Annotated in this window: 16 protein-coding genes; 11 read left to right on the top strand and 5 right to left on the bottom strand. The window is 47.1% G+C overall.

All coding sequences use genetic code 11. The annotated features are described in order from the left end of the window. Positions 1-81: 81 nt before the first annotated feature. Entirely contained in the window at positions 82-999 is a 918-nt protein-coding gene (locus DYH48_RS15525; RefSeq protein WP_115335284.1) for a sulfite exporter TauE/SafE family protein, read from the bottom strand. A 495-nt stretch (positions 1,000-1,494) separates the two neighbouring features. Here DYH48_RS15525 and DYH48_RS15520 point away from each other — a divergent pair, with 495 nt between their 5' ends. The 8 genes from DYH48_RS15520 to nagP all read left to right on the top strand — a co-directional run bounded on the left by DYH48_RS15520 (position 1,495) and on the right by nagP (position 13,302). Continuing rightward, positions 1,495-2,568, top strand: a complete 1,074-nt coding sequence (locus DYH48_RS15520) for a substrate-binding periplasmic protein (RefSeq protein ID WP_115335283.1) — start codon at positions 1,495-1,497, stop codon at positions 2,566-2,568. Further along, positions 2,568-4,055 (top strand): methyl-accepting chemotaxis protein, encoded by a 1,488-nt coding sequence (locus DYH48_RS15515; protein ID WP_115335282.1) that lies wholly within the window; start codon positions 2,568-2,570, stop codon positions 4,053-4,055. Before DYH48_RS15520 ends, DYH48_RS15515 begins: the two co-directional genes overlap by 1 nt. A 28-nt stretch (positions 4,056-4,083) precedes the next feature. Further along, positions 4,084-6,882, top strand: coding sequence for a beta-N-acetylhexosaminidase (locus DYH48_RS15510; RefSeq protein WP_115335281.1), 2,799 nt, complete (start codon positions 4,084-4,086; stop codon positions 6,880-6,882). 223 nt (positions 6,883-7,105) lie between these two features. Then, entirely contained in the window at positions 7,106-8,041 is a 936-nt protein-coding gene (gene nagK / locus DYH48_RS15505; RefSeq protein ID WP_006080664.1) for an N-acetylglucosamine kinase, read from the top strand. Between the two features lie 17 nt (positions 8,042-8,058). After that, positions 8,059-9,057 (top strand): glucosamine-6-phosphate deaminase NagB-II, encoded by a 999-nt coding sequence (gene nagB-II, locus DYH48_RS15500; RefSeq protein WP_115335280.1) that lies wholly within the window; start codon positions 8,059-8,061, stop codon positions 9,055-9,057. A 174-nt stretch (positions 9,058-9,231) separates the two neighbouring features. Then, positions 9,232-10,368: an N-acetylglucosamine-6-phosphate deacetylase gene (gene nagA / locus DYH48_RS15495; protein WP_115335279.1), complete on the top strand. Its 1,137-nt coding sequence runs from the start codon at positions 9,232-9,234 to the stop codon at positions 10,366-10,368. Positions 10,369-10,531: 163 nt separating this feature from the next. Then, complete coding sequence (nagX, locus tag DYH48_RS15490; protein ID WP_115335278.1) at positions 10,532-11,686, top strand: transmembrane glucosamine N-acetyltransferase NagX; 1,155 nt, start codon at positions 10,532-10,534, stop codon at positions 11,684-11,686. Positions 11,687-12,003: 317 nt separating this feature from the next. Continuing rightward, a complete protein-coding gene (gene nagP, locus DYH48_RS15485; RefSeq protein ID WP_011846103.1) occupies positions 12,004-13,302 on the top strand; it encodes an N-acetylglucosamine MFS transporter NagP in 1,299 nt (432 codons plus the stop codon). A gap of 102 nt (positions 13,303-13,404) precedes the next feature. Here nagP and DYH48_RS15480 read toward each other — a convergent pair whose 3' ends face one another. From DYH48_RS15480 to aptA, 4 genes are all read right to left on the bottom strand, one after another. Continuing rightward, on the bottom strand, positions 13,405-14,127 hold the full coding sequence (locus DYH48_RS15480) for a TorF family putative porin (protein ID WP_012588307.1): 723 nt from the start codon (positions 14,125-14,127) through the stop codon (positions 13,405-13,407). Positions 14,128-14,310: 183 nt separating this feature from the next. Further along, positions 14,311-14,676, bottom strand: a complete 366-nt coding sequence (locus DYH48_RS15475; protein ID WP_115335277.1) for a cupin domain-containing protein — start codon at positions 14,674-14,676, stop codon at positions 14,311-14,313. 30 nt (positions 14,677-14,706) lie between these two features. Further along, positions 14,707-16,197 carry a CoA-acylating methylmalonate-semialdehyde dehydrogenase gene (locus DYH48_RS15470; RefSeq protein ID WP_115335276.1) on the bottom strand — a complete coding sequence of 497 codons (1,491 nt, stop codon included), beginning with the start codon at positions 16,195-16,197 and terminating at the stop codon, positions 14,707-14,709. A gap of 69 nt (positions 16,198-16,266) precedes the next feature. Further along, positions 16,267-17,631 (bottom strand): omega-aminotransferase AptA, encoded by a 1,365-nt coding sequence (gene aptA, locus DYH48_RS15465; RefSeq protein WP_115335275.1) that lies wholly within the window; start codon positions 17,629-17,631, stop codon positions 16,267-16,269. A gap of 279 nt (positions 17,632-17,910) precedes the next feature. Here aptA and DYH48_RS15460 point away from each other — a divergent pair, with 279 nt between their 5' ends. The 3 genes from DYH48_RS15460 to DYH48_RS15450 all read left to right on the top strand — a co-directional run bounded on the left by DYH48_RS15460 (position 17,911) and on the right by DYH48_RS15450 (position 21,306). Continuing rightward, positions 17,911-19,407, top strand: a complete 1,497-nt coding sequence (locus DYH48_RS15460) for an aldehyde dehydrogenase (protein WP_115335274.1) — start codon at positions 17,911-17,913, stop codon at positions 19,405-19,407. Between the two features lie 998 nt (positions 19,408-20,405). Next, on the top strand, positions 20,406-20,744 hold the full coding sequence (locus DYH48_RS15455) for a hypothetical protein (protein WP_063884920.1): 339 nt from the start codon (positions 20,406-20,408) through the stop codon (positions 20,742-20,744). 85 nt (positions 20,745-20,829) lie between these two features. Continuing rightward, a complete protein-coding gene (locus DYH48_RS15450) occupies positions 20,830-21,306 on the top strand; it encodes a hypothetical protein (RefSeq protein ID WP_063884499.1) in 477 nt (158 codons plus the stop codon). The last annotated feature ends 24 nt before the right edge of the window (positions 21,307-21,330 follow it).

Below are 21,330 nucleotides of genomic sequence, written 5' to 3'. Positions count from 1 at the left end.
TGTATTGGTGGCATCAAACTATGCGATTTACTTATGCTAGTTTTTAATTAAAGCAATGAATATGAATCAATTTTAGAGTTTTTAACTCGCCAACATGACGCTACCCGTCAAAATTATCCAAATGGAGAAAAAGAGTTTTAATACTTTTACTGGGAGATATAGCGCTAATTTACGAGCGAGTAATCCTCCGATAACTGCACCTGGGCCTGCGAATAACACTAACTCAAAGAGGGCATGGCTATTTGTTGAAAAAATATGAATAGGGCTTGCCGACCAAACGGTAATGGCAGAAACAATGACGCCGGTGGCGACCGCCATTTTGGCGCATAGCCCCCGTAACATCAGATAAATGACGACTAATTCACCGACGCCTACCGATAACCAAGCTGTGATAATGCCGCCGAAATAGCCTATGAGAGCGAGCCAAAGAAAATCGACAGGCATTATAGCGCGAGTTATTGGCGTGCTACTTTTGCTACTAATAACGATGGCGATACCGAGTACAATCGAGAAGATGCTGAAACTTGTGTGTAGCGAAGAGGGGGAGTTGAGCTGTAGTAATTGGCTACTCCAGAAACCTAAGACAGAAAAGAAGGCGGTAAGTAATGCTGCTTTCACAAAACCAGACCAGGCGGCATCTTCCCGGTGGCGCTTTTTATAATGCAGTGACCATGAAATCGCGCCTGCTGTCATACCAAAGCATTGGATCATAAATGAAGTCGCAACACTTTGAGACTCACTAAAGTTGAGGCTCGAAAAAACGGGAATAAAGATGACGCCACCGCCAGCTCCCGTCGAATTGGCAAATATCGCTCCTGTAATACCCAGAAAAATAAAGCGGCCATATTCTTGGATAAGATCAAATGGCGAATGAAAATGGCTCGCCCAAAATAACCAAGCTCCACAAAGTAGCAATATCAAACTGAGGTTTCGGTAGTGCCGAGTTAAGCGCGGAGCAGATTGGGTATTACTGGGCACTAATGTGTTAAGGGGACTCATCGATAGCTACCGTGATCTTTGTCATGTTATCGCCATGTTACCAATGAAAGACAACGTTGTCACATAAGCTTGAATAAATAAATTAAACATTTTAAGTGATTGAATAATAATGGTTAAGTATGTTTTTTCATAAAAAACAACAATAATTGTCAAAAAAATGTAGAAATCCTGTTCTTTCTTGTGTACTTTAATAATGACAACGCTGTCATCTGCTTGTGTGATACGTTGTTTGTAAGGTCTGCATGAGAGGATGAGGTCTCCTTTTCATGTGTTTGGCAGGAGTATTGCTGTCGGGCGGCGATACGTTTGTCTTTGATATTTTGATAGTCTCTCCCCAGAAACTAGCGTGGGCTGGGTACTGTAAGCAGTGCCCAGCCATTTTTTTAGGGTGTTTTACAATATTACTTCAATGCCTACCTCAGCATTTGAACGTTAGCGGCATAGATAAATAAAACTCACTGGTAAAAACCAGATAATAAAAAGAGGCTGCAATTTATGGCGATTCATTTAACGGCTGCAATGCGCGTCATTGCGACGGGCATGACGAGTGTCATTCGTTATGTTTTTACACTAACGACCTCACTAATCATCACTAAACGAGCAGCTTGCTGGTCACTGTTTATCATGGCTCTGACGGGGCTTTCAGCCTCATCCTTCGCTGTGTTTGCCGCCGATACCGCCTCAAGTCATTTTGCCGCTAACTCAAACTCAAATTTAAACTCTAATTCTGGTTCCTCTGAAGCCATTAAGTCTGACGTTTCTCACACTCAGGCGCCGATTTCAAAAACAATCGTCACCACCATACAGCAGACTTGGCAGCTAAATTTGCTTAAGGAAGCACTGCGCCGTTCGGATAGCGGCTATCAAGTGCAGCAAATGTCGACTCAAATGAATCAAAAACGCAAGGTCGAAGAAGCAATGGCAGGAACAGTCGATGTGTTTTGGAGTATGACCTCAAAAGAATTAGAAGAAACTGTGCTACCCGTGCGCATTCCATTGTTTAAAGGATTACTCGGTAATCGACTGCTGATTATCCGCAAAGCGGATGAAACGCGATTTGCCAAGGTGAAAACCATGGCGGATTTTAGGCAGTTAAAGGCGGGGCAAAATCGTTATTGGCCCGATGCCACGATTCTAGAGGCCAATGGATTACCCGTCGTTACGAGTTATCAGTACACCAATTTATACCCCATGTTAGAAGGTGGGCGTTTTGATTATCTTGCCCTCGGCGCCCAGGAAATTGGTGAAGAACTCGCTAGTCACCCCGATCCCGCACTTAAGGTTGATAGCCATATTCTGCTTCAATATCGCTCGCCAGCTTATTTCTTTGTGTCCCCTAAGCGCCCCGAACTTGCGGCGGCCATTTTAGCAGGGCTTGAAAGTATGGTAAGCGACGGCTCTTTTGATGAGATGTTCAATCGCGAGCTAAAAATTGAGCAACTGTACCGCGAGGCAAAGTTTGAACAAAGGGTCATTATCCGCCTCGATACGCCTGATTTAAGTCCGTTAACGCCAATAGAACGCAAAGAATTATGGTTAGGTCTCTTTAGTATGCAAGGTGCAAAATAATGAAAACATTAGCCTTAAAAGTACAGATTGGGTTAGCGGCAGCGATTTTTATGATAGTCAGCGTTTTGTTCGGTGCATCTTACTGGTTGGCGAGCGATAAATTGGCCGCCAGTGAAACTAAGTTTGAAGACAATACCGTCGCCAATTTGCAAGTCACTATGGCGCAGCCCATCTTCACCTACGATTATGAACAAATCCAAGCCGTGTTATCTGTGATGCTTAAATCTGCGCAGATTTATCATATCGTGGTGAGCGACCATCGCGGTAAAGTGTTGGCCGAGAGTCAACAAACTCAAACGGTAGCCGATGAGTATCTGGTAAAACGTGAAATTCACTTTGCTGACCAAGGTAATCCGACGGGCCAATTGGCCATTCAGTTTTCTATGTTGCCCATTCGCGCTCTGTTGTCAGATTTACTCTTAGGTTATTTCTTGCAGGCGCTGTTAATTCTCGGTGGCAGTTTAATTGTTATCTTTATCATTCTTAAACGTTTAGTGATTAATCCATTGGAGAATGTTGTTCGCGCTATGGAAGAAATTGCCAGCGGTGACGGCGATTTATGCCACAGATTACCGGTTGAGAGTCAGGATGAGATTGGTCAGCTTGCCAAGGCATTTAATGGTTTTGTAGAGCAAATCCACGCCACGATTTCCAGAGTGCACGAAACCTCAGGGCAATTACTGGGCGATGCCAAAGCGCTTGGTTCACTGTCGCAAACCAACAATGATCGCGTTCAAACCCAACTAAAAGAAACCGAGGCCGCAGTAACGGCTGTCACTCAGCTGAGCGCCAGTGCTAACGAAGTTGCGATTAACGCCAAGCGCACCGCGGATGCGGCGAGTCAGGCCGATAAAGCGGTCGATGACAGTCAGCGTCAGTTTGATTCGGGATTAGACATTACCCGCAAGCTGGCATCTGAATTAGCTCGCTCGGCATTGTCCGTCTCACAGTTACAGCAAGAAACCCAAAAGATTGATGAAGTGGTCGTAGTGATCAACAGTATTGCCGAGCAGACCAACTTACTGGCGCTTAATGCTGCTATTGAAGCGGCAAGGGCGGGTGAACAAGGGCGCGGTTTTGCTGTGGTGGCCGACGAAGTGCGCACGCTGGCGAGCCGAACCCAACAAGCCACAGGTGAAATACAGAAAATGATCCAGCAGGTTCAGAGCCGTGTGGCAGAAACGGTCACTGTGATGCAAGCGAGTCAAGCCCTCTCGACTCAGGGCGTAAACCGCTCGGAAGAAATTAAGTTAGTACTCACTAAAGTGACTGATTTAGTCTCAAATATCAGTAATATGAACATCGAAGTTTCCCATGCGGCGCAGGAGCAAACCTGCGTCACCGAAGCGATTTCTCGTACGTTAAATGATCTTGCCAATGTCTCAGGTTCAGCCTCACTCGATAGCGAGCACTTAGCGCACTCGAGCGAGCGACTGTTTCACCAAGGGGAAAGACTGCGGACGTTAGTAACTTCCTTCAGATTGTAGCCATTTCTGGAGCTAGATAAGGATAATCATGAATAAAACACTCTCAGCAAGCGCCATTTTACTGGCTTTAGGATTAGCGGCCTGTTCCGAGGCGCCAGTGACGCCTTCCTCTGCGTCAGCCAATAAGGCTGTGACTCAAACACAGCAAGCTCAGGACGCATTAACTCAAGCGCAGTTACAACAACTCGGGGATTCGTTAGTCGTAACTTACCGTGTTGTGACCAATGTGCCAGACGATAAGTGCCTAAAAGATAAAGCCGATGGTCGCTGTTTTGTCGCTCAAATTGATTTCGTGCCCGGTATGGATTTAGCCAGCCAGGATTGGGAAATTTATTTAAGCCAAATGCGCCCAGTGCAATCGGTTGAAAGCGGTGAGTTGACGATAACGCACGTTAAAGGCGATTTACATCGTATTACGCCAACGGCCGCTTTTAAGGGATTTGTTAAGGGCGAGAAAAAGCAACTGACATTCCGTGGTGAGCCGTGGCAATTGGCTGAAACCGACGCTATGCCAAACTATTACCTCGCAGCAAACGGATTAGAACCCGTCATTATCGCCAGCACTCAAGTGGGTAAAGATGCCGAAACGGGTTTAGAGACGCGTCCGTATGTTGAAGGGTTTACGAATTTTAAAACCCAATATCAACGCACTGAAACGGATAAACTCGCGCCAGCCGATGCCGCGCAATTATTTAAAGCCAATCAAAGCGTGAGTGAAGATGCCGCCTTGGCTGTGGATACCATTATCCCAACGCCACAAAAGGTGAAGATCCATTCAACTGATACACCAGTATCCCTTGCTGGCGGTATTAAGGTCGAATATCAGCAAGATAACCCAGAGCAAAAGAGTCAAGTTGCGGCAGCGGTGGCACGTTTAGCTCGCCTGGGTGTGGCTGAATCTGCGAGTGGCATTACGGTGAAATTTGCCAGCCAAAAAGGGGATGAGGGCAGTTATCGCTTAGATATTCAGCCAACTGAAATAGTGATCGCTGCCAATGATGCGGCGGGCTTCTCTTACGGTTTGTCATCATTAGCAAGCCTTGTGGATGTGAATTCGCTGAAAGTGAATGCCATGACCATTGAAGACAGCCCACGTTATCCGTTCCGTGGTATGCACATTGATGTGGCACGTAATTTCCACAGCAAACAATTGTTGCTGGATTTGCTCGACCAAATGGCGGCTTATAAGCTCAATAAACTGCATTTACACATGGCTGACGATGAAGGTTGGCGTTTAGAAATCGATGGTCTGCCTGAATTAACCGACATTGGCAGTAAACGTTGCCATGATTTAGATGAAAATTCCTGCTTATTACCGCAGTTAGGCAGTGGGCCGTTTGGCGATACTAGTGTTAATGGCTATTACACCAAACAAGACTATATCGACATAGTGAAATATGCCGAGGCGCGTCAAATTCAAGTGATCCCATCGATGGATATGCCGGGTCATAGCCGCGCCGCGATTAAAGCGATGGATGCGCGTTTTCGTCGATTACAGTCTGAAGACGTAGAGCTTCAAAACACGGGCAAAGTGCAGGTTGTCCCTGTGCAGGAAACGGTAAATCAAGCTAGCACAGCGGTAAAAGCGTTAGATGCGGGCGCTCGTCAATTGCAAGCTGAAGGGAAAACCACTGCAGCTGAGCAATATTTGTTATCCGATGCAAACGACAAAACGGTTTATTCTTCAGTGCAATATTACGACGACAATACGCTTAACGTGTGTATGGAGTCGACCTATCAGTTTGTCGATAAGGTAATTGATGAAATTGCCAAGTTACACCAAGCCGCGGGTCAACCATTGACGCGTTACCACATTGGTGCCGATGAAACGGCGGGAGCTTGGAAACAATCACCCCAGTGTTTAGCATTTGTCGCCAATAACGATAAAGGCGTTAAGTCGATAGATGACTTAGGCGCTTATTTTATCGAGCGAATTTCGACTATGTTAGCGGCCAAAGGTATTGAAGCTGCGGGGTGGAGCGATGGCATGAGCCATGTTCGCCCTGAGAATATGCCCGCTAAAGTGCAGTCTAATATTTGGGATGTGATTGCCCATAAAGGCTATGAGCGCGCCAATCAGCAGGCGAATCTTGGTTGGGAAACCGTGCTCTCTAATCCTGAGGTGTTGTACTTTGATTTCCCCTATGAGGCCGATCCTAAGGAGCATGGCTATTACTGGGCGAGTCGCGCGACCAACAGCCATAAAGTCTTTAGCTTTATGCCAGATAACTTGGCCGCCAATGCCGAGCAATGGACCGATATTCAAAATCAGCCGTTCGAAGCGGACGACAGAATAAAACTTGATGAGGCGGGTAAAAAAATCTCGGGTCCAAGGGAGAAAGGCAAACCTTTTACTGGCTTGCAAGGGCAGGTTTGGAGTGAGTCGATTCGCAGTGACGATACAATTGAATACATGGTGTTCCCGCGTTTGTTGATGTTGGCTGAGCGTGCTTGGCATCAAGCCGCATGGGAAGTGCCTTATCAATATCAAGGCGCTATATATAATCAAAGCTCGCGCGCTTTTACTTTAGCCATGCGTGATGCACAGGCAAAGGATTGGCAACAACTCGCGAATACTTTAGGCCACAAAGAGTTTATTAAGTTAGATAAAGCGGGGATTGATTATCGCGTACCGACGGTCGGCGCCGAGATCCGTGACGGTAAACTGTTTGCTAATATCGCCTATCCCGGACTCAAACTGGAATACCGAAGCCTAAATGGCCAATGGCAAGCTTATCAAGCGGGGCAGGCGGTCACTGCACCGATTGAGGTCCGTGCCATAGCTGCCGATGGTATTCGTAAAGGCCGAAGTTTAATCGTTAACTAAATCGATTTTTATATCTGGCTGTATTTTATAGATAAAATACAGCCTTTTTGTTTTTCTGTGTCAGTGATTGCCTAAATTTGATTTTAGATCATAAATCACTTAAAAAAGTAAATGACAACGCTGTCATTATTGCTGTAACATTGAGTTAACTAAAGTTGAGCGCTGTATTAACGGCAAATAATAAGCAACGGTAGCGCTGCATTGATAGGTGAAGAGGGGTGTCATGGGGTTAGTCCAGACAAAAGATCAACAACTGTTTATAGGTGTAGATGGCGGCGGCAGTAAATGTCGAGCCACCATCTACTGCGCAGACGGTACCGTTTTAGGGACAGGTGTTGCAGGACGCGCAAATCCACTGCATGGTCTCACACAAACATTTGAATCCATTGAAGCATCGACTCGCCTGGCGTTGCTGGATGCGGGCATGAACGAGAGCGATAGTCACTTGCTGGTGGCGGGTCTTGGTCTTGCTGGCGTAAATGTCCCTAGGTTATATCAAGACGTGATCAACTGGCAGCATCCTTTTGCGGCCATGTATGTCACCACAGATCTGCATACGGCTTGTATTGGTGCCCATCGCGGTGCCGATGGCGCTGTGATCATCACGGGCACAGGTTCTTGCGGTTATGCCCATGTTGGTGATACCAGCTTGAGTATTGGCGGTTATGGTTTTGCATTAGGTGATAAGGGCAGCGGTGCTTGGCTGGGATTAAAAGCCGCCGAACACGTGTTGTTAGCACTCGATGGCTTTGCCGTACCAACCCGATTAACCGATATGCTGCTGAGCTACTTTAACGTCACCGATGCGCTCGGTATTGTCGAAAATCTAGCCGGTAAATCATCAAGTTGCTATGCCGCATTAGCCAGAAGCGTACTCGATTGCGCCAGTGAAGGGGACGCGGTCGCGACGGCGATAGTGCAAGAGGGCGCAGATTATATTAGCGACATGGCGCGTAAGCTATTTAGCCTAAATCCGGTGCGTTTTTCGATGATCGGTGGCCTTGCAGAGCCTTTACAAGCCTGGCTCGGTGCCGATGTGGTCGCCAAAATTTCAGAAACCTTAGCACCACCCGAACTCGGTGCTATGTATTTCGCCCAGCAAGAATTTAATAAGTCGTTGTCAGTGCAAATAGGCACTGAAGCCAAATCCTGTATTTGAACGTGAAGGTAAAAGACATGACAAACACTATTATGGAGCAAGAAGCTCGCACCGCACCGCAAAAAATCGCTGGCCAGTTAGAAGCTAACGCTGAAATCATGCAGCAGTTAGGTGAAAAGCTGCGCGCCTTCGATCCCCGTTTTGTAATGATCGTTGGTCGTGGTTCATCGGATCATGCGGGTGTTTTTGCTAAGTACTTATTTGAAATCGAAGCGGGCGTACCGACGTTTGCCGCCGCCCCTTCAGTGGCGAGTGTGTATGGTAAGACCTTGAAACTCGAAGGCGCATTAGTGATTGTTATTTCACAATCTGGCCGTAGCCCTGATATTTTGGCGCAGGCGCGTATGGCAAAAAATGCTGGCGCTTTTTGTGTTGCCTTAGTCAATGATCAAACCGCACCGATTAAAGATATCGTCGATGTTGTTGTGCCTTTACGTGCCGGCGAAGAAAAAGCGGTTGCCGCGACTAAGAGTTACCTCGCAACGTTGTCAGCGATTTTACAGCTTGCCGCCGCTTGGACTCAAAGCGAATCGCTTGCTAGCGCCGTCGCTTCTTTACCCCAAGCGCTGCAAACGGCGGTGGACGCTGAGCCACAACTCACGCCAGAATCTGTTGCCGACGTGAAGAACTTAGTCGTACTTGGCCGTGGTTTAGGTTATGCGGTATCCAAGGAAATCGCGCTTAAGTTAAAAGAAGTGTGTTCAATCCATGCTGAAGCTTTCAGTAGCGCTGAGTTCCTCCACGGTCCTGTGACCTTAGTTGAGAAAAAACTCACTATCGTTGATGTGTGCATTGGCGATGAATCCTACGCTAGCCATATCGAACAGATTGAAAATGTGAGCCAACGCGGCGCCGATTTAGTGCATCTGAATCAAACCTCTACTGACATTCACCCACGTGTGGCGCCGTTAGCGTTATTACAACGTTTCTATATCGACGTGGCTGCGGTTGCGATTGCCCGCGGTATCGATCCCGATCAACCTGCTGGCCTTAAAAAAGTGACCCAAACGCTCTAAGCCGCCGAGCTTTAAGCGGCCAACGTTTTAGAGGTTTAGGTACTGCGGATTAGACTTCGCTGACTTTTAGCTGCACGATTAAACCTGTTCAGCTAAGCCCGTGCAGCTAAGCCCTCGCAGTGAACTTAATTTAAAACTTAAGTCACTCGTGTTATTTATTGAAAGAGGTTTGCGATGAAAATCACCTTGATCGCCGAGCGTATTTTTGATGGTGAATATTTCCATCAAGATGTGCCTGTTACTGTTGAAGACGGGCACATTCTGGCGTTTGATACGGTTGTTGGCGCGAAGGAAATCCGCCAAGCCGGAACGCTGGTGCCAGGTTTTATCGATGTACAAGTGAACGGTGGCGGCGGGGCGTTATTCAATGCCGATCCGAGTGTTAATTGCATTGAAACTATCGGCCGTGCCCATGCGCGTTTTGGCACGACCGGATTTTTACCTACGCTTATCACCGATGATGTCAGCGTGATGGCCAATGCGGCCGATGCAGTGGCCGAGGCGTTAGTCAAAGGTAGCGCTGGCGTTTTAGGGGTGCATTTTGAAGGACCACATTTATCTGTGCCTAAAAAAGGTGTACATCCGCAGGGTTTTATTCGCGAAATAACCGATGCTGAACTCGCGGTATTTTGTCGTCAAGATCTGGGGATTAAAGTTGTCACGCTTGCGCCTGAAAATGTGTCGCCAGAGGTGATCCGCACGCTCGTCGCTTCGGGCGTGAAGGTGTGTTTAGGCCACTCTAATGCAGACTACGATACTGTTGTTGCGGCATTAGCGGCAGGCGCGACGGGCTTTACCCATCTTTATAATGCGATGTCACCACTGGGTTCCCGTGAGCCGGGCATGGTTGGCGCGGCGATTGAGAGTGAAACCGCTTGGTGTGGTTTGATTGTCGATGGTCACCATGTGCACCCAGCGGCGGCAAAGGTTGCACTAAGGGCAAAATCTAGGGGCAAGATGATGTTAGTCACCGATGCTATGCCGCCAGTTGGTATGGAGGATGAGACTAGCTTCGAGCTCTTTGGTACTCGAGTGTTAAGAGTCGGCGACAGACTAAATGCTGTGACAGGTGAGCTGGCGGGCTGTGTGCTCGATATGGCGACTGCGGTCAACAATACCGTCAACTTGTTGGGTTTACCTTTGGCGGAAGCCTTAAGAATGGCGGCGTTATATCCCGCGCAATTCCTCGGGATTGACCATAAGGCAGGCCGTTTAGCACTGGGACACAGGGCTGACTTTGTCTTGCTCGATGCGCAGAACAAAGTGCAGGCAAACTACATTGCGGGACAAGCCGTTTATGCACACCCTTAAATTGCATTTACATTTGCAGTTTAGGCGATTTTTAACATCTGGCCCTTGTCGTATTTTGATGGCAGGGGCTAAGTTTTTTTATTGTACAGCACTAATTTTAAACAGTATTAGTTTTGCTCAACTTTTATAAAAGCTTTTAATAACAATAATAAAGGATGATGGCATGGGGACGACACAGACAAACGCAATTGCGCCAGTAAAGGTGAATAAACCTAGGTTAATGTCGCTGGATGCACTGCGCGGCTTCGATATGTTTTGGATTTTGGGCGGTGAGGCTTTGTTTGGTGGCTTGCTTATTCTAACTGGCTGGGCAGGCTGGCAATGGGGCGATGAACAGATGCACCATAGCCAATGGCACGGCTTTCGGTTTTACGATTTAATCTTTCCGCTATTTATTTTCCTCTCTGGTGTGGCCTTAGGTTTATCTCCCAAACGTTTAGATAAATTACCCATGAGTGAGCGATTAACTGTGTATCGTCACGGGATTAAACGACTCTTTTTATTGCTGCTACTGGGTATTTTATACAATCACGGTTGGGGAACGGGCGCGCCTGCCGATCCTGAAAAAATTCGCTATGCCAGTGTGTTAGGTCGAATCGCCTTTGCATGGTTTTTTGCCGCATTATTGGTGTGGCACACGAGTCTACGAACCCAAATTATCGTCGCCTTGGGCATTTTGCTCGGTTATGGCGCAATGCAACTTTGGCTACCTTTCCCTAGTGGACAGGCAGGCGTGCTCTCGCCAACGGAATCCATCAATGCCTATGTCGATTCGATTTTATTACCCGGCGTGAGCTATCAGGGACGCACGCCCGATCCAGAGGGTTTACTGTCGACTATTCCCGCTATAGTCAATGCGTTAGCAGGGGTATTTGTCGGCCACTTTATTGTTAAATCTCATCCTAAAGGAGAGTGGGCCAAAGTGGGGTTGCTCGCCGCTGCGGGTGGCGTTTGCTTAGCCTTAGGTTGGCTGTTAGATCTTGTTATTCCGGTCAATAAAGAGCTGTGGACCAGTTCATTTGTGCTGGTGACGTCGGGCTGGAGCATGATACTGCTGGCGGTATTCTATGCCTTAGTCGATGTGCTTAAGTGGCAAAAAGCCGCATTTTTCTTCGTGGTGATAGGCACCAACGCCATTATTATTTACTTAGCGTCGAGCTTAGTGGATTGGAAATATATCGCTCAAAGCGTGTTTGGCGGCTTAGTGCTGGCCTTGCCTGAAAGCGCTCAAGCGTTAGCTGCGGTTATCAGCTTGCTCGCGGTGCAGTGGCTGGTTTTATATTGGATGTATCGCCGCAATATTTTTGTCAGAATTTAGTCAGTTGGCTTAATCGCTTGAGATCAGCCGCACGCACTCAGTGTCTGCGGCTTTTTTTACATTATTTTCTGGATGTGAGTTACAACTTAGCTATCGGCCAATTGATGATTACGAGGGAATATTCGCGAGAATTTATTAAATGACAGCGTTGTCTTTTTGTGTTATTTGTTTTAACATCACTGAAACAATGGTGCGTTTGGATGATAACATTAGCCATTGCGGACGAGTCGCGATACGGATATTCGGGAACTTAGGCATTAATTTAAACCCCGTTATCACCTCAATAATTAATTACTATAAGAAGCAGGTTTATGGAAATGACACTCGATAAAAGCCAGCAAAAAAGCAGCTTTCTCCCCATGGCCATAGTGGCCGCTCTCTTTTTCATCCTCGGATTCGCCACTTGGTTGAATGGGTCTTTGATGCCATATTTGAAACAAATATTGCAACTCAATCCCTTTCAAGCGTCGTTGATCCTGTTTTCTTTTTATATCGCAGTGACCTTTACTGCCTTGCCATCCGCCTGGCTTATTCGCAAAGTCGGTTATAAGAATGGCATGGCGATCGGCATGGGCGTGATGATGCTGGCGGGTTTACTGTTTATCCCCGCCGCGGAAACCCAAATATTTGCCTTGTTCCTATTGGCCCAATTAGTGATGGGCACAGGCCAAACCCTATTACAAACTGCGGTTAACCCTTATGTGGTGCGTTTAGGCCCTGAAGAATCCGCCGCTGCCCGTGTGAGCGTGATGGGTATTTTGAACAAAGGTGCGGGCGTGATTGCGCCTGTGGTGTTCTCTGCACTGATTTTAGACAGCTTTAAAGACCGTATTGGTACTGAGCTGACTCAAATTCAAATTGATGAAATGGCCGATGGTTTAGTATTACCGTATTTAGGCATGGCGATTTTTATCGGCATTTTGGCGTTAGCGGTGAAGAAGTCGCCATTACCAGAATTATCCAATGAAGATGAAGCCGTTGAAAATACCGATAAAGGCCAACTTAAAGCGGCGCTGTCTCACCCGAACTTAGCCTTTGGCGTGTTGGCGCTGTTTGTTTATGTGGCGGTGGAAGTGATTGCCGGTGACACTATCGGCACTTTTGCGTTATCACTCGGGGTTGAGCATTACGGGGTGATGACCTCCTATACCATGGTGTGTATGGTGCTAGGTTACACGCTCGGTATCCTGTTAATTCCTCGCTTTATTTCACAGCCTAAGGCTTTAATGGTGTCGGCTATTTTAGGTTTGTTACTGACATGCGGTATTTTGTTCGGTGACAATAACTCCTACGCTATCGCGAATGTTGTGTTAGTGCCTTTTGGTGGTGTTGCGCTACCTGACACCCTGTTGATGATTGCCTTTCTCGGTTTAGCCAATGCGATCGTTTGGCCTGCAGTATGGCCGCTAGCCTTGTCTGGTATGGGCAAATTGACCAGTACAGGTTCTGCGCTTCTCATTATGGGGATTGCTGGTGGCGCCTTTGGTCCTGTATCTTGGGGCTTAATGAGCTCGGCGACAGATATGGGCATGCAGGGCGGTTATATTGTGATGTTGCCCTGTTATCTGTTCATCCTGTTCTACGCGGTGAAAGGCCATAAGATGCGTAGTTGGTAAACAAGTCTGCTTGAATAGCTAAAAAGAAGCCCTCGATGATGAGGGCTTTTTTGTGTCTTAGTTTATCTAAGCGGTTCTTCCGAACTTTATACTAAGGCGAAATTAGAACGCGTAACTTACGCTAGCAAGCACGGTATCTGAGGTTTTGAATGCGCCATCAGAGACCTTTTGATCGCCGCTAAGATCTGTGCCTAACCAAGCAAGAGAAAGCCCAAAGCCTGACAGTTCAGTCGATACGCCAACAGAGTAATCTGAGTAGCTATCAAAGCCTTCACCGTCATCCAAAGCATCACCAACGTTATAGCCGTAGTGTAGATCGAGACTCCAGTTCTCAACAAATTCATAGGAATAGTTAAGCTCAGCATAGTGATAGTCTAAATCACTACCGCCGTAGTCATTGGTGTACCAGTAAGCGGCACGAAAGCCTTTATAATCCATGCCAGCTGTGACTTCAAAATAGCCAATGTCACTTTCGCCTGAGTAGTTATAACGGTTAAGGGTAATGTCGTAGGTCAGATCTTCGTTGATCTCACCGCCATAGGCGACATAGAAATCGTATTCGATAGCAGGGCCGTTATAACCTGGCTCATCAAAATCCACGTTACTTGCCCAAGCGCCGACAGAGAAACCCGAGTCGAAGCTCCAATCAATACCGCCTTGCAGGGCAGGATCGCCAGCGGTTTGTGAAACGCCGCGGAAACGATAGTCGTTAGTGAGACTAATTTCTCCTGTTACTTCGGCGGCGGCCATGCCGGAGAATAGGGTCGTGGTTAGCGCGAGTCCGACAAGCTGTACCAGCCGTTTTTTATTCAGATTGTTATACACGGTATTTCTCCCATTTTCTTTGTTGACTCGGACGTGTTACTGGCGGCCATGATTATTCAATTGCGCCAGTGCATCCGTTGGTTTGCCAAACAACAGCCTAGGAAAACCCGTTGCTGTGACCTCATGGCGAGTTATTGCTAAGATAACTTAGCTTTTTTGAGGCTAACATCAGCCTCGTTGATCTCACTTTTGTTCGAAAATGACGTAAACCTTGCGGCAGGGTTCCACTACTTCCCAAGTGCCTTGAAAACCCGCGGGTATAATAAACCTGTCACCCACAGTGAACGTCTGCGATTGACCTTGAAGATCTGTGATAACACTTATCCCTTCAAGGATTTCGCAGTACTCGTATTCAGTGTAGTTTATTTTCCAAGCGCCTGATTCACTTTGCCAAATTCCACTGTGAAATTGATCACAAGGACTAGAATAATGATTCTCTAGCCCTTGAGTTGGATTGCCTGCTAACAACTTTTCCGTCGGTAACTGATAGGTTTCGACGGGTGTTTGCGCCGTAGCAAAACGAATAATGGCGTTGATACTCACAGTCATTTGCGATTTCCTTGTTGAGCTGACATTCGGCTATTTCATCGTAGGCATTACAAACTCGGCTTGAGTTTGTTTACCCACGGGCCAGCGGGCAGTAATTGCCTTACGCTTGGTATAAAAACGCACGCCATCTGGACCATGCATATGCAGCGGCCCAAAGAGTGATCGCTTCCAACCGCCAAAACTGTGGAACGCCATTGGCACCGGGATCGGCACGTTCACTCCAACCATGCCGACTTGCACGTGGTGGCAAAAATGTCGCGCCGCTTCACCACTTTGGGTGAAAATCGCCGTGCCATTGCCAAATTCATGTTGGTTAATCAGCTCAAGCGCCGTCGGGTAATCTTTCACGCGCACAATCGCCAGCACTGGGCCAAAGATTTCTTCGCGGTAGATGCTCATTTCAGGCGTGACGTGGTCGAACAAACAGGCGCCGAGGAAATAGCCCTGTTGATGATCTTCAACACTCAGTTTACGGCCATCGACCAGCAGCGCTGCGCCTTCTTGCACACCAGCTTCAACATATTGGGTGACCTTGGCAAGGTGCTGTTTGGAGATTAGCGGACCCATTTCCATCTCTGGCGTTAGGCCGTTGCCGACTTTTAAGCTTTGGATTTGCGGTAGCAGTTTTTCCACTAACGCGTCGCCTACATCGCCTACTGCCAGCACGACTGAAATTGCCATACAACGCTCACCAGCACTGCCGTAAGCGGCGCCCATTAAGGCGCTAACGGCTTGATCTAAATCCGCATCTGGCATAAGTAACATATGGTTTTTCGCGCCGCCTAAGGCTTGCACGCGTTTGCCATGTTTAGAGGCTGTGCTGTAGATGTATTCGGCGATCGGCGTTGAGCCTACAAAGCTCACCGCTTGCACATCTTTATGGGTGAGTAAGGTATCGACGGCTTCTTTGTCGCCGTTAATCACGTTAAACACGCCATCGGGAAGACCCGCTTCTTTAAGCAGCTCAGCAATACGCATCACCGAGCTTGGGTCTTTTTCTGAGGGTTTCATAATAAAGGTGTTACCGCAGGCAATCGCGATTGGGAACATCCACATGGGAACCATCACGGGGAAGTTAAAGGGCGCTATGCCTGCGACAACACCTAAAGCTTGATTAACTGACCAAGAATCGACCCCGCCACCGACTTGCTGGGTGTGTTCACCTTTAAGCAAGTGCGGAATACCACAGGCAAACTCGACCACTTCGAGACCACGGATCAACTCGCCCTTAGCATCGTCGATCACTTTGCCGTGCTCGCGGGTGATAAGCTGCGCCATTTCATCTAGGTTCTGCTCAACTAAGGCTTTGAATTTAAATAGCACTCGAGCACGGTTGAGCGGCGTGACTTGTGACCATGTTTCAAAGGCGGTTTTAGCGATTGCGATGGCTTCACCCACTTCAGTTTCGCTTGCGAGTGAGACTTGGCCACTTAGTTCACCCGTGGCGGGTTCAAAAATATCTTGGGTTCTGGTACTGGCAGGGGTGTGCTGACCATTAACAAAGTGAGTGATCTTGAGCATAGTTAACCTTTGATGTTCCCCGCCGCAGCGGGGTGTTAAATGTGAGAGTGGAACGAACCGCTGGCGCTATTATCCAACGGCGTTAATGGCATCGCTTAGGCTATTAACCATTTGGTCTATCTCGCGTTTATCGACAATCAGTGGTGGTGACATGGCAATAATGTCGCCCGTGGCTCGCACTAAAGTGCCATGGCGGAAGCAGTGTTCAAATACGCCGTAACCCCGTTTACCCGCGCCTTGAGCGTTAGGGGAGAATTGAATCCCAGCGACTAGCCCTGTGTTGCGAATATCAATCACATTCGGCAACCCTTTGAGGCTGTGCACGGCGTCTTCAAAGTAGCGCTCAAGCTCAAAACTTCGTTCGAATAATTGCTCATTCTCATAAATCGATAGGGTGGCAAGCGCCGCAGCCGCGGCCACTGGATGACCGGAATAGGTGTAGCCGTGGAAGAACTCAATCAGTTCATTAGGGCCTTGCATGCAAGTGTCGTGGATAAAATCTTGCACGAACACTGCGCCCATAGGAATCGCACCGTTATTGATGGCTTTAGCCGTGGTGATAATGTCTGGAATAACGCCCCAACGCTGACTCGCGAAGGCGGCGCCAACGCGGCCAAAAGCGGTAATGACTTCATCAAAAATCAGTAGGATGCCATGCTTTTTAGTGATTTCACGCAGACGTTTTAAGTAACCTTGTGGCGGCAATATCACCCCTGCTGAACCCGACATAGGTTCAACGATCACGGCGGCAATATTCTCGGCGCCATGCAGGGTCACTAGTTGTTGTAATACCTCGGCTTTTTCTGCGCCAAAGTGTGAGAGTCCACGGGTAAATGCCGCATTTTGGATATCTAAGGTATGAGGTAAGTGATCGACGCCTTGCAGTAACTGGCCGCTAAATGCCTTGCGATTATTGCTTAACCCACCCACAGAGATGCCGCCAAAGCCGACACCGTGGTAACCCATTTCGCGCCCAATAAAGCGAGTGCGTGAGGCTTGACCGTTGGCTCTGTGATAGCAAAGTGCCATCTTAAGTGCTGTATCGACGGACTCAGAACCTGAGTTAGTAAAGAAGACTTTGTTTAATCCTTCAGGACTGAGCTCGACTAAGCGCTCGGCAAGTTCAAAGGCGATAGGGTGACCCATTTGGAAGGAGGGCGCGTAGTCCATCTCTTTAATTTGTTTGCTGACCGCTTCGCTGATTTCTTTGCGACCATGGCCTGCGTTACAACACCATAAACCTGCGGTAGCATCTAATACCTTATTGCCATCAATATCCGTGTAATACATGCCTTCCGCTTTGGTGAGTAACCGCGGGTTGGTTTTGAATTGGCGGTTGGCGGTAAAAGGCATCCAGAAATGTTCAAGTGAGGGATGCTCAGTTGAAGATTGATGTGAAGCATCACTTGAGGAATTGAGCGGCAAATCGGCCATAGTGTCTACCTTGTCCTGTATTTTCAGGTCTTGTTTTAGGGTGGCTAATATTTGCTATGCTATGTTAGAAATAATGAACATGGAAGAGCTGTGTGCAGTTATTTGTGGCAAAAAAGCTATTTTTGTAAAAAATATTGAATTTTATTGCTCAAACAGCGTAATCTGAAGCTCGGATTACGACTGTGATGATGTGTAGCATTTGCGCTAATGTCGTCACTGGTCACTATTTCTTGTCGATGAACGATAAACCACACCTATGCGAACTATTAAGAGGTCATCATGAGCACACCGAAGAAACGCAGCGAATGGGAAAGTCTTGCTGCCAGCCTGTCTATTAATGGGAAGGCGTTTATCAATGGCGAATACCAAGATGCCGTTTCGGGTAACACCTTTGATTGTATTAGCCCTATCGATGGCCGCTTGCTGGTAAAAGTGGCGAGTTGCGATCTTGCGGACGCCAATCTTGCGGTTACCAATGGCCGCAGCGTATTTGAGTCCGGTGTTTGGTCGCAGCAGTCTCCAGTAAAACGCAAGCAAGTGATGATACGTTTCGCCGAATTACTCGAAGAAAATGCCAATGAACTCGCATTGTTAGAAACCCTCGACATGGGTAAACCTATTCGTTTCTCTAAAGCGGTGGATGTGGCGGGCGCCGCCCGTGCGATTCGCTGGTCTGGTGAAGCGATTGATAAAATTTACGATGAACTCGCACCAACCGCTCATAATGAAATAGGCATGATCACCCGTGAACCTGTCGGTGTTGTCGCTGCGATTGTGCCGTGGAACTTCCCCATGCTGATGGCGTGTTGGAAGCTCGGGCCTGCACTTGCCACGGGCAACAGTGTGGTATTAAAACCCTCTGAAAAGTCACCCTTAACGGCTATCCGTATGGCGCAACTCGCCATTGAAGCTGGGATCCCACAAGGCGTACTAAACGTGTTGCCAGGATTTGGTCATACCGTAGGTAAAGCCTTAGCCCTGCATATGGATGTGGATACGCTGGTGTTCACAGGTTCGACAAAAATTGCCAAGCAATTAATGATTTACGCTGGCGAGTCGAACATGAAACGCGTGTGGTTAGAGGCGGGAGGCAAGAGCCCCAATATCGTCTTTAATGACGCGCCAGATCTGAAAGCCGCTGCTGTTGCTGCGGCCGAAGCGATTGCCTTTAACCAAGGTGAAGTTTGCACCGCAGGTTCGCGTTTGCTGGTGGAATCTGGGGTGAAAGATGAGCTTATCGCGCTTATTGCAGAGGAGCTAGCCTCATGGCATCCGGGTCATCCACTCGATCCTGCGACTGTGAGCGGCGCCGTTGTCGATAAACAACAGTTAGACACAGTACTCAGTTACATTAAAGCAGGTAAAAATGAAGGTGCGACCTTAGTCCACGGTGGCAGCCAAGTCATGGCCGATACGGGCGGTGTATATGTGCAGCCAACGGTATTTTCTAACGTAAACAACCAAATGAAAATTGCCAGTGAAGAGATCTTCGGCCCAGTGTTATCTGTCATTGAATTTAATGGCATGGAAGAAGCGATATCAATCGCCAACGATACTATTTACGGTTTAGCCGCTGGCGTGTGGACTTCGGATATTAGCAAGGCCCATAAAACTGCCAAAGCCCTGCGCGCTGGCATGGTGTGGATCAACCATTACGATGGCGGCGACATGACAGCGCCATTCGGTGGCTATAAACAGTCAGGTAATGGCCGAGATAAATCTCTGCACTCCTTCGACAAATACACAGAATTGAAAGCGACTTGGATCGTGCTCTAAGCGTTCTGTTTTTATAACCGCTCTTTTTGGTCTATATAAAAGAAGGAGCTGCTTTCGCTCAATACTAAAACCTCTTTTCATATTACATGGAAAGAGGTTTTTTATTTTTAGGGCGTCTTTACCCCAAGCAAGCTCATTGAATCGTCAGTTGTGCTGCATTAATTGCCATTGTTTCCCCTGTGATTCGCCGTCTTTAGATTTAAAAAGAAGAATCCCTCTAGGCTCGACGGCAACATCTACAGCACACGGAAGTGTATATGCCGTGTTCGCAGGGATGTGAAAAAGCGGCCATGTCGCTAACGGTCACTGTTACAACAATGCCAATCCTAACCAACCCTCTCGCTGCCGTTCTGCGAAAAAGCTATTGCCCCAAAGCAAGATAACTTTGTTGTCAGTTTGCAGCATGAATTGTCATTGTTTCCCCTGTGACTCGCCATAAACTCGTCCCTGAGGGCTCGACGACGGCATCCATGCCGCCAACGGTCACAGTTGCAACAATGCCAATCTTAACTAACACTTCTGCTGTTCGTTTAGCTAAAAAAATATTGCCCCTAAGTGCGCCACGGCTCGAAGATCAGCCCTTTGTTATCTGATAATTTGAGATACTTAAAGTAATGGGTACCCAAAAGAAAGACCTGACCATGAGGGATTGCAAAAATCGTTACAGTGAATCAGACTTACCTAGACTGATTCAAGCCTCAAAACCTACCATTTTACGTTCGCTTCTGACTAACTTGCTGTTGCCTAAACGCGTGAGCGCCGAGCGTTTACCCACACACTGGTTACTTCATTACTTTATAAATTTCTGCTTTCAGCTATTAATCACAAGTGATCGAAACTAGAGCGTCATATAACCGTATTCAAAATTAGCATAGTGTATTTGATTGAAAACTGATAATTTACTTTTATTACAATGGATTAAATTTGATTTTTGCTGGTTGAATGAGGTGAACGTACATGCGCATCAATCCTAAGACGTTAACCAGATGGAGATAATCATGGACAAGCATGCATATATAAAATTAATCGAATACGCACTAGAGAATAAAACCTTTACGAAAGAACAAGCTTGTAAAAAGTGTGGTTTGTCTTTAGTAGAGTTCGATTTTATTCGTAGTGATATTTTTATTCTTAGCAAAGCTCAAGATCAACCAATTGCTAGTCATGATAGTTTTGAATGGAAAGTTAGTCCTCAGAGTTATTTTAATTACTTACAGTATTGCCAATATCAACATGCTATTAAAACGGCTAATCGAGCGCATATGATATCTATAGCTGCAATGGTAATATCAGGTGTGTTGGCTGTCGGGTCAATCTTGGTTGGACTATTTGATTAACAAACGCCTCGAGAGGGACCGTCAATGCGCGGCGTTTCCAGTCCCAATGAGTCGCAGTGTTTACTAGTTGTTAGGGATGATTTATATGAAAAAATTGCTTTCTATTTTCGGATTAATCGCAGTTCTTATCGCTGCCGCTATTGGGGGCGGTATCGGAAAAGAGGCCGGTAAAGCAGCCTTTTTTTCTTCAAAGTCGACTCAGGAACAGGTTGAAGCTGAACTATACGAGGGCTTCAACAAGGCGGCTGAACTATCCAACAAGCGCGGACCAATTATGGTAGATCAAGATACAAGATGGGATAAAACAGTAGCGGGGCCAGGAGCGCGCCTGACCTATTACTATTCTTTCCCGAAGTACTCTTCTCTAGATATAAAACGCGACTGGTTACTTACAAATATTCAACCTGAAGTAAAAAAATCAGTATGCGGTAGCGAGGAGATGAAACCATCACTCCAATATGGTGGAGCTTATGTTTACTCATATATAGGTAATGACAGTATTGAAATCGCAAAATTTGAGATCAATAGACATGATTGCGGCTTTCCCCAAATCTCACCCTAAAAAATGATTCAAATCGTTCGCTTC

It is taken from the genome of Shewanella baltica (genome assembly GCF_900456975.1).
Lineage (GTDB): Bacteria > Pseudomonadota > Gammaproteobacteria > Enterobacterales > Shewanellaceae > Shewanella > Shewanella baltica.
The sequence above is the reverse complement of the archived record's forward strand: the minus strand, read 5'-3'. Positions and strand labels throughout refer to the sequence as shown.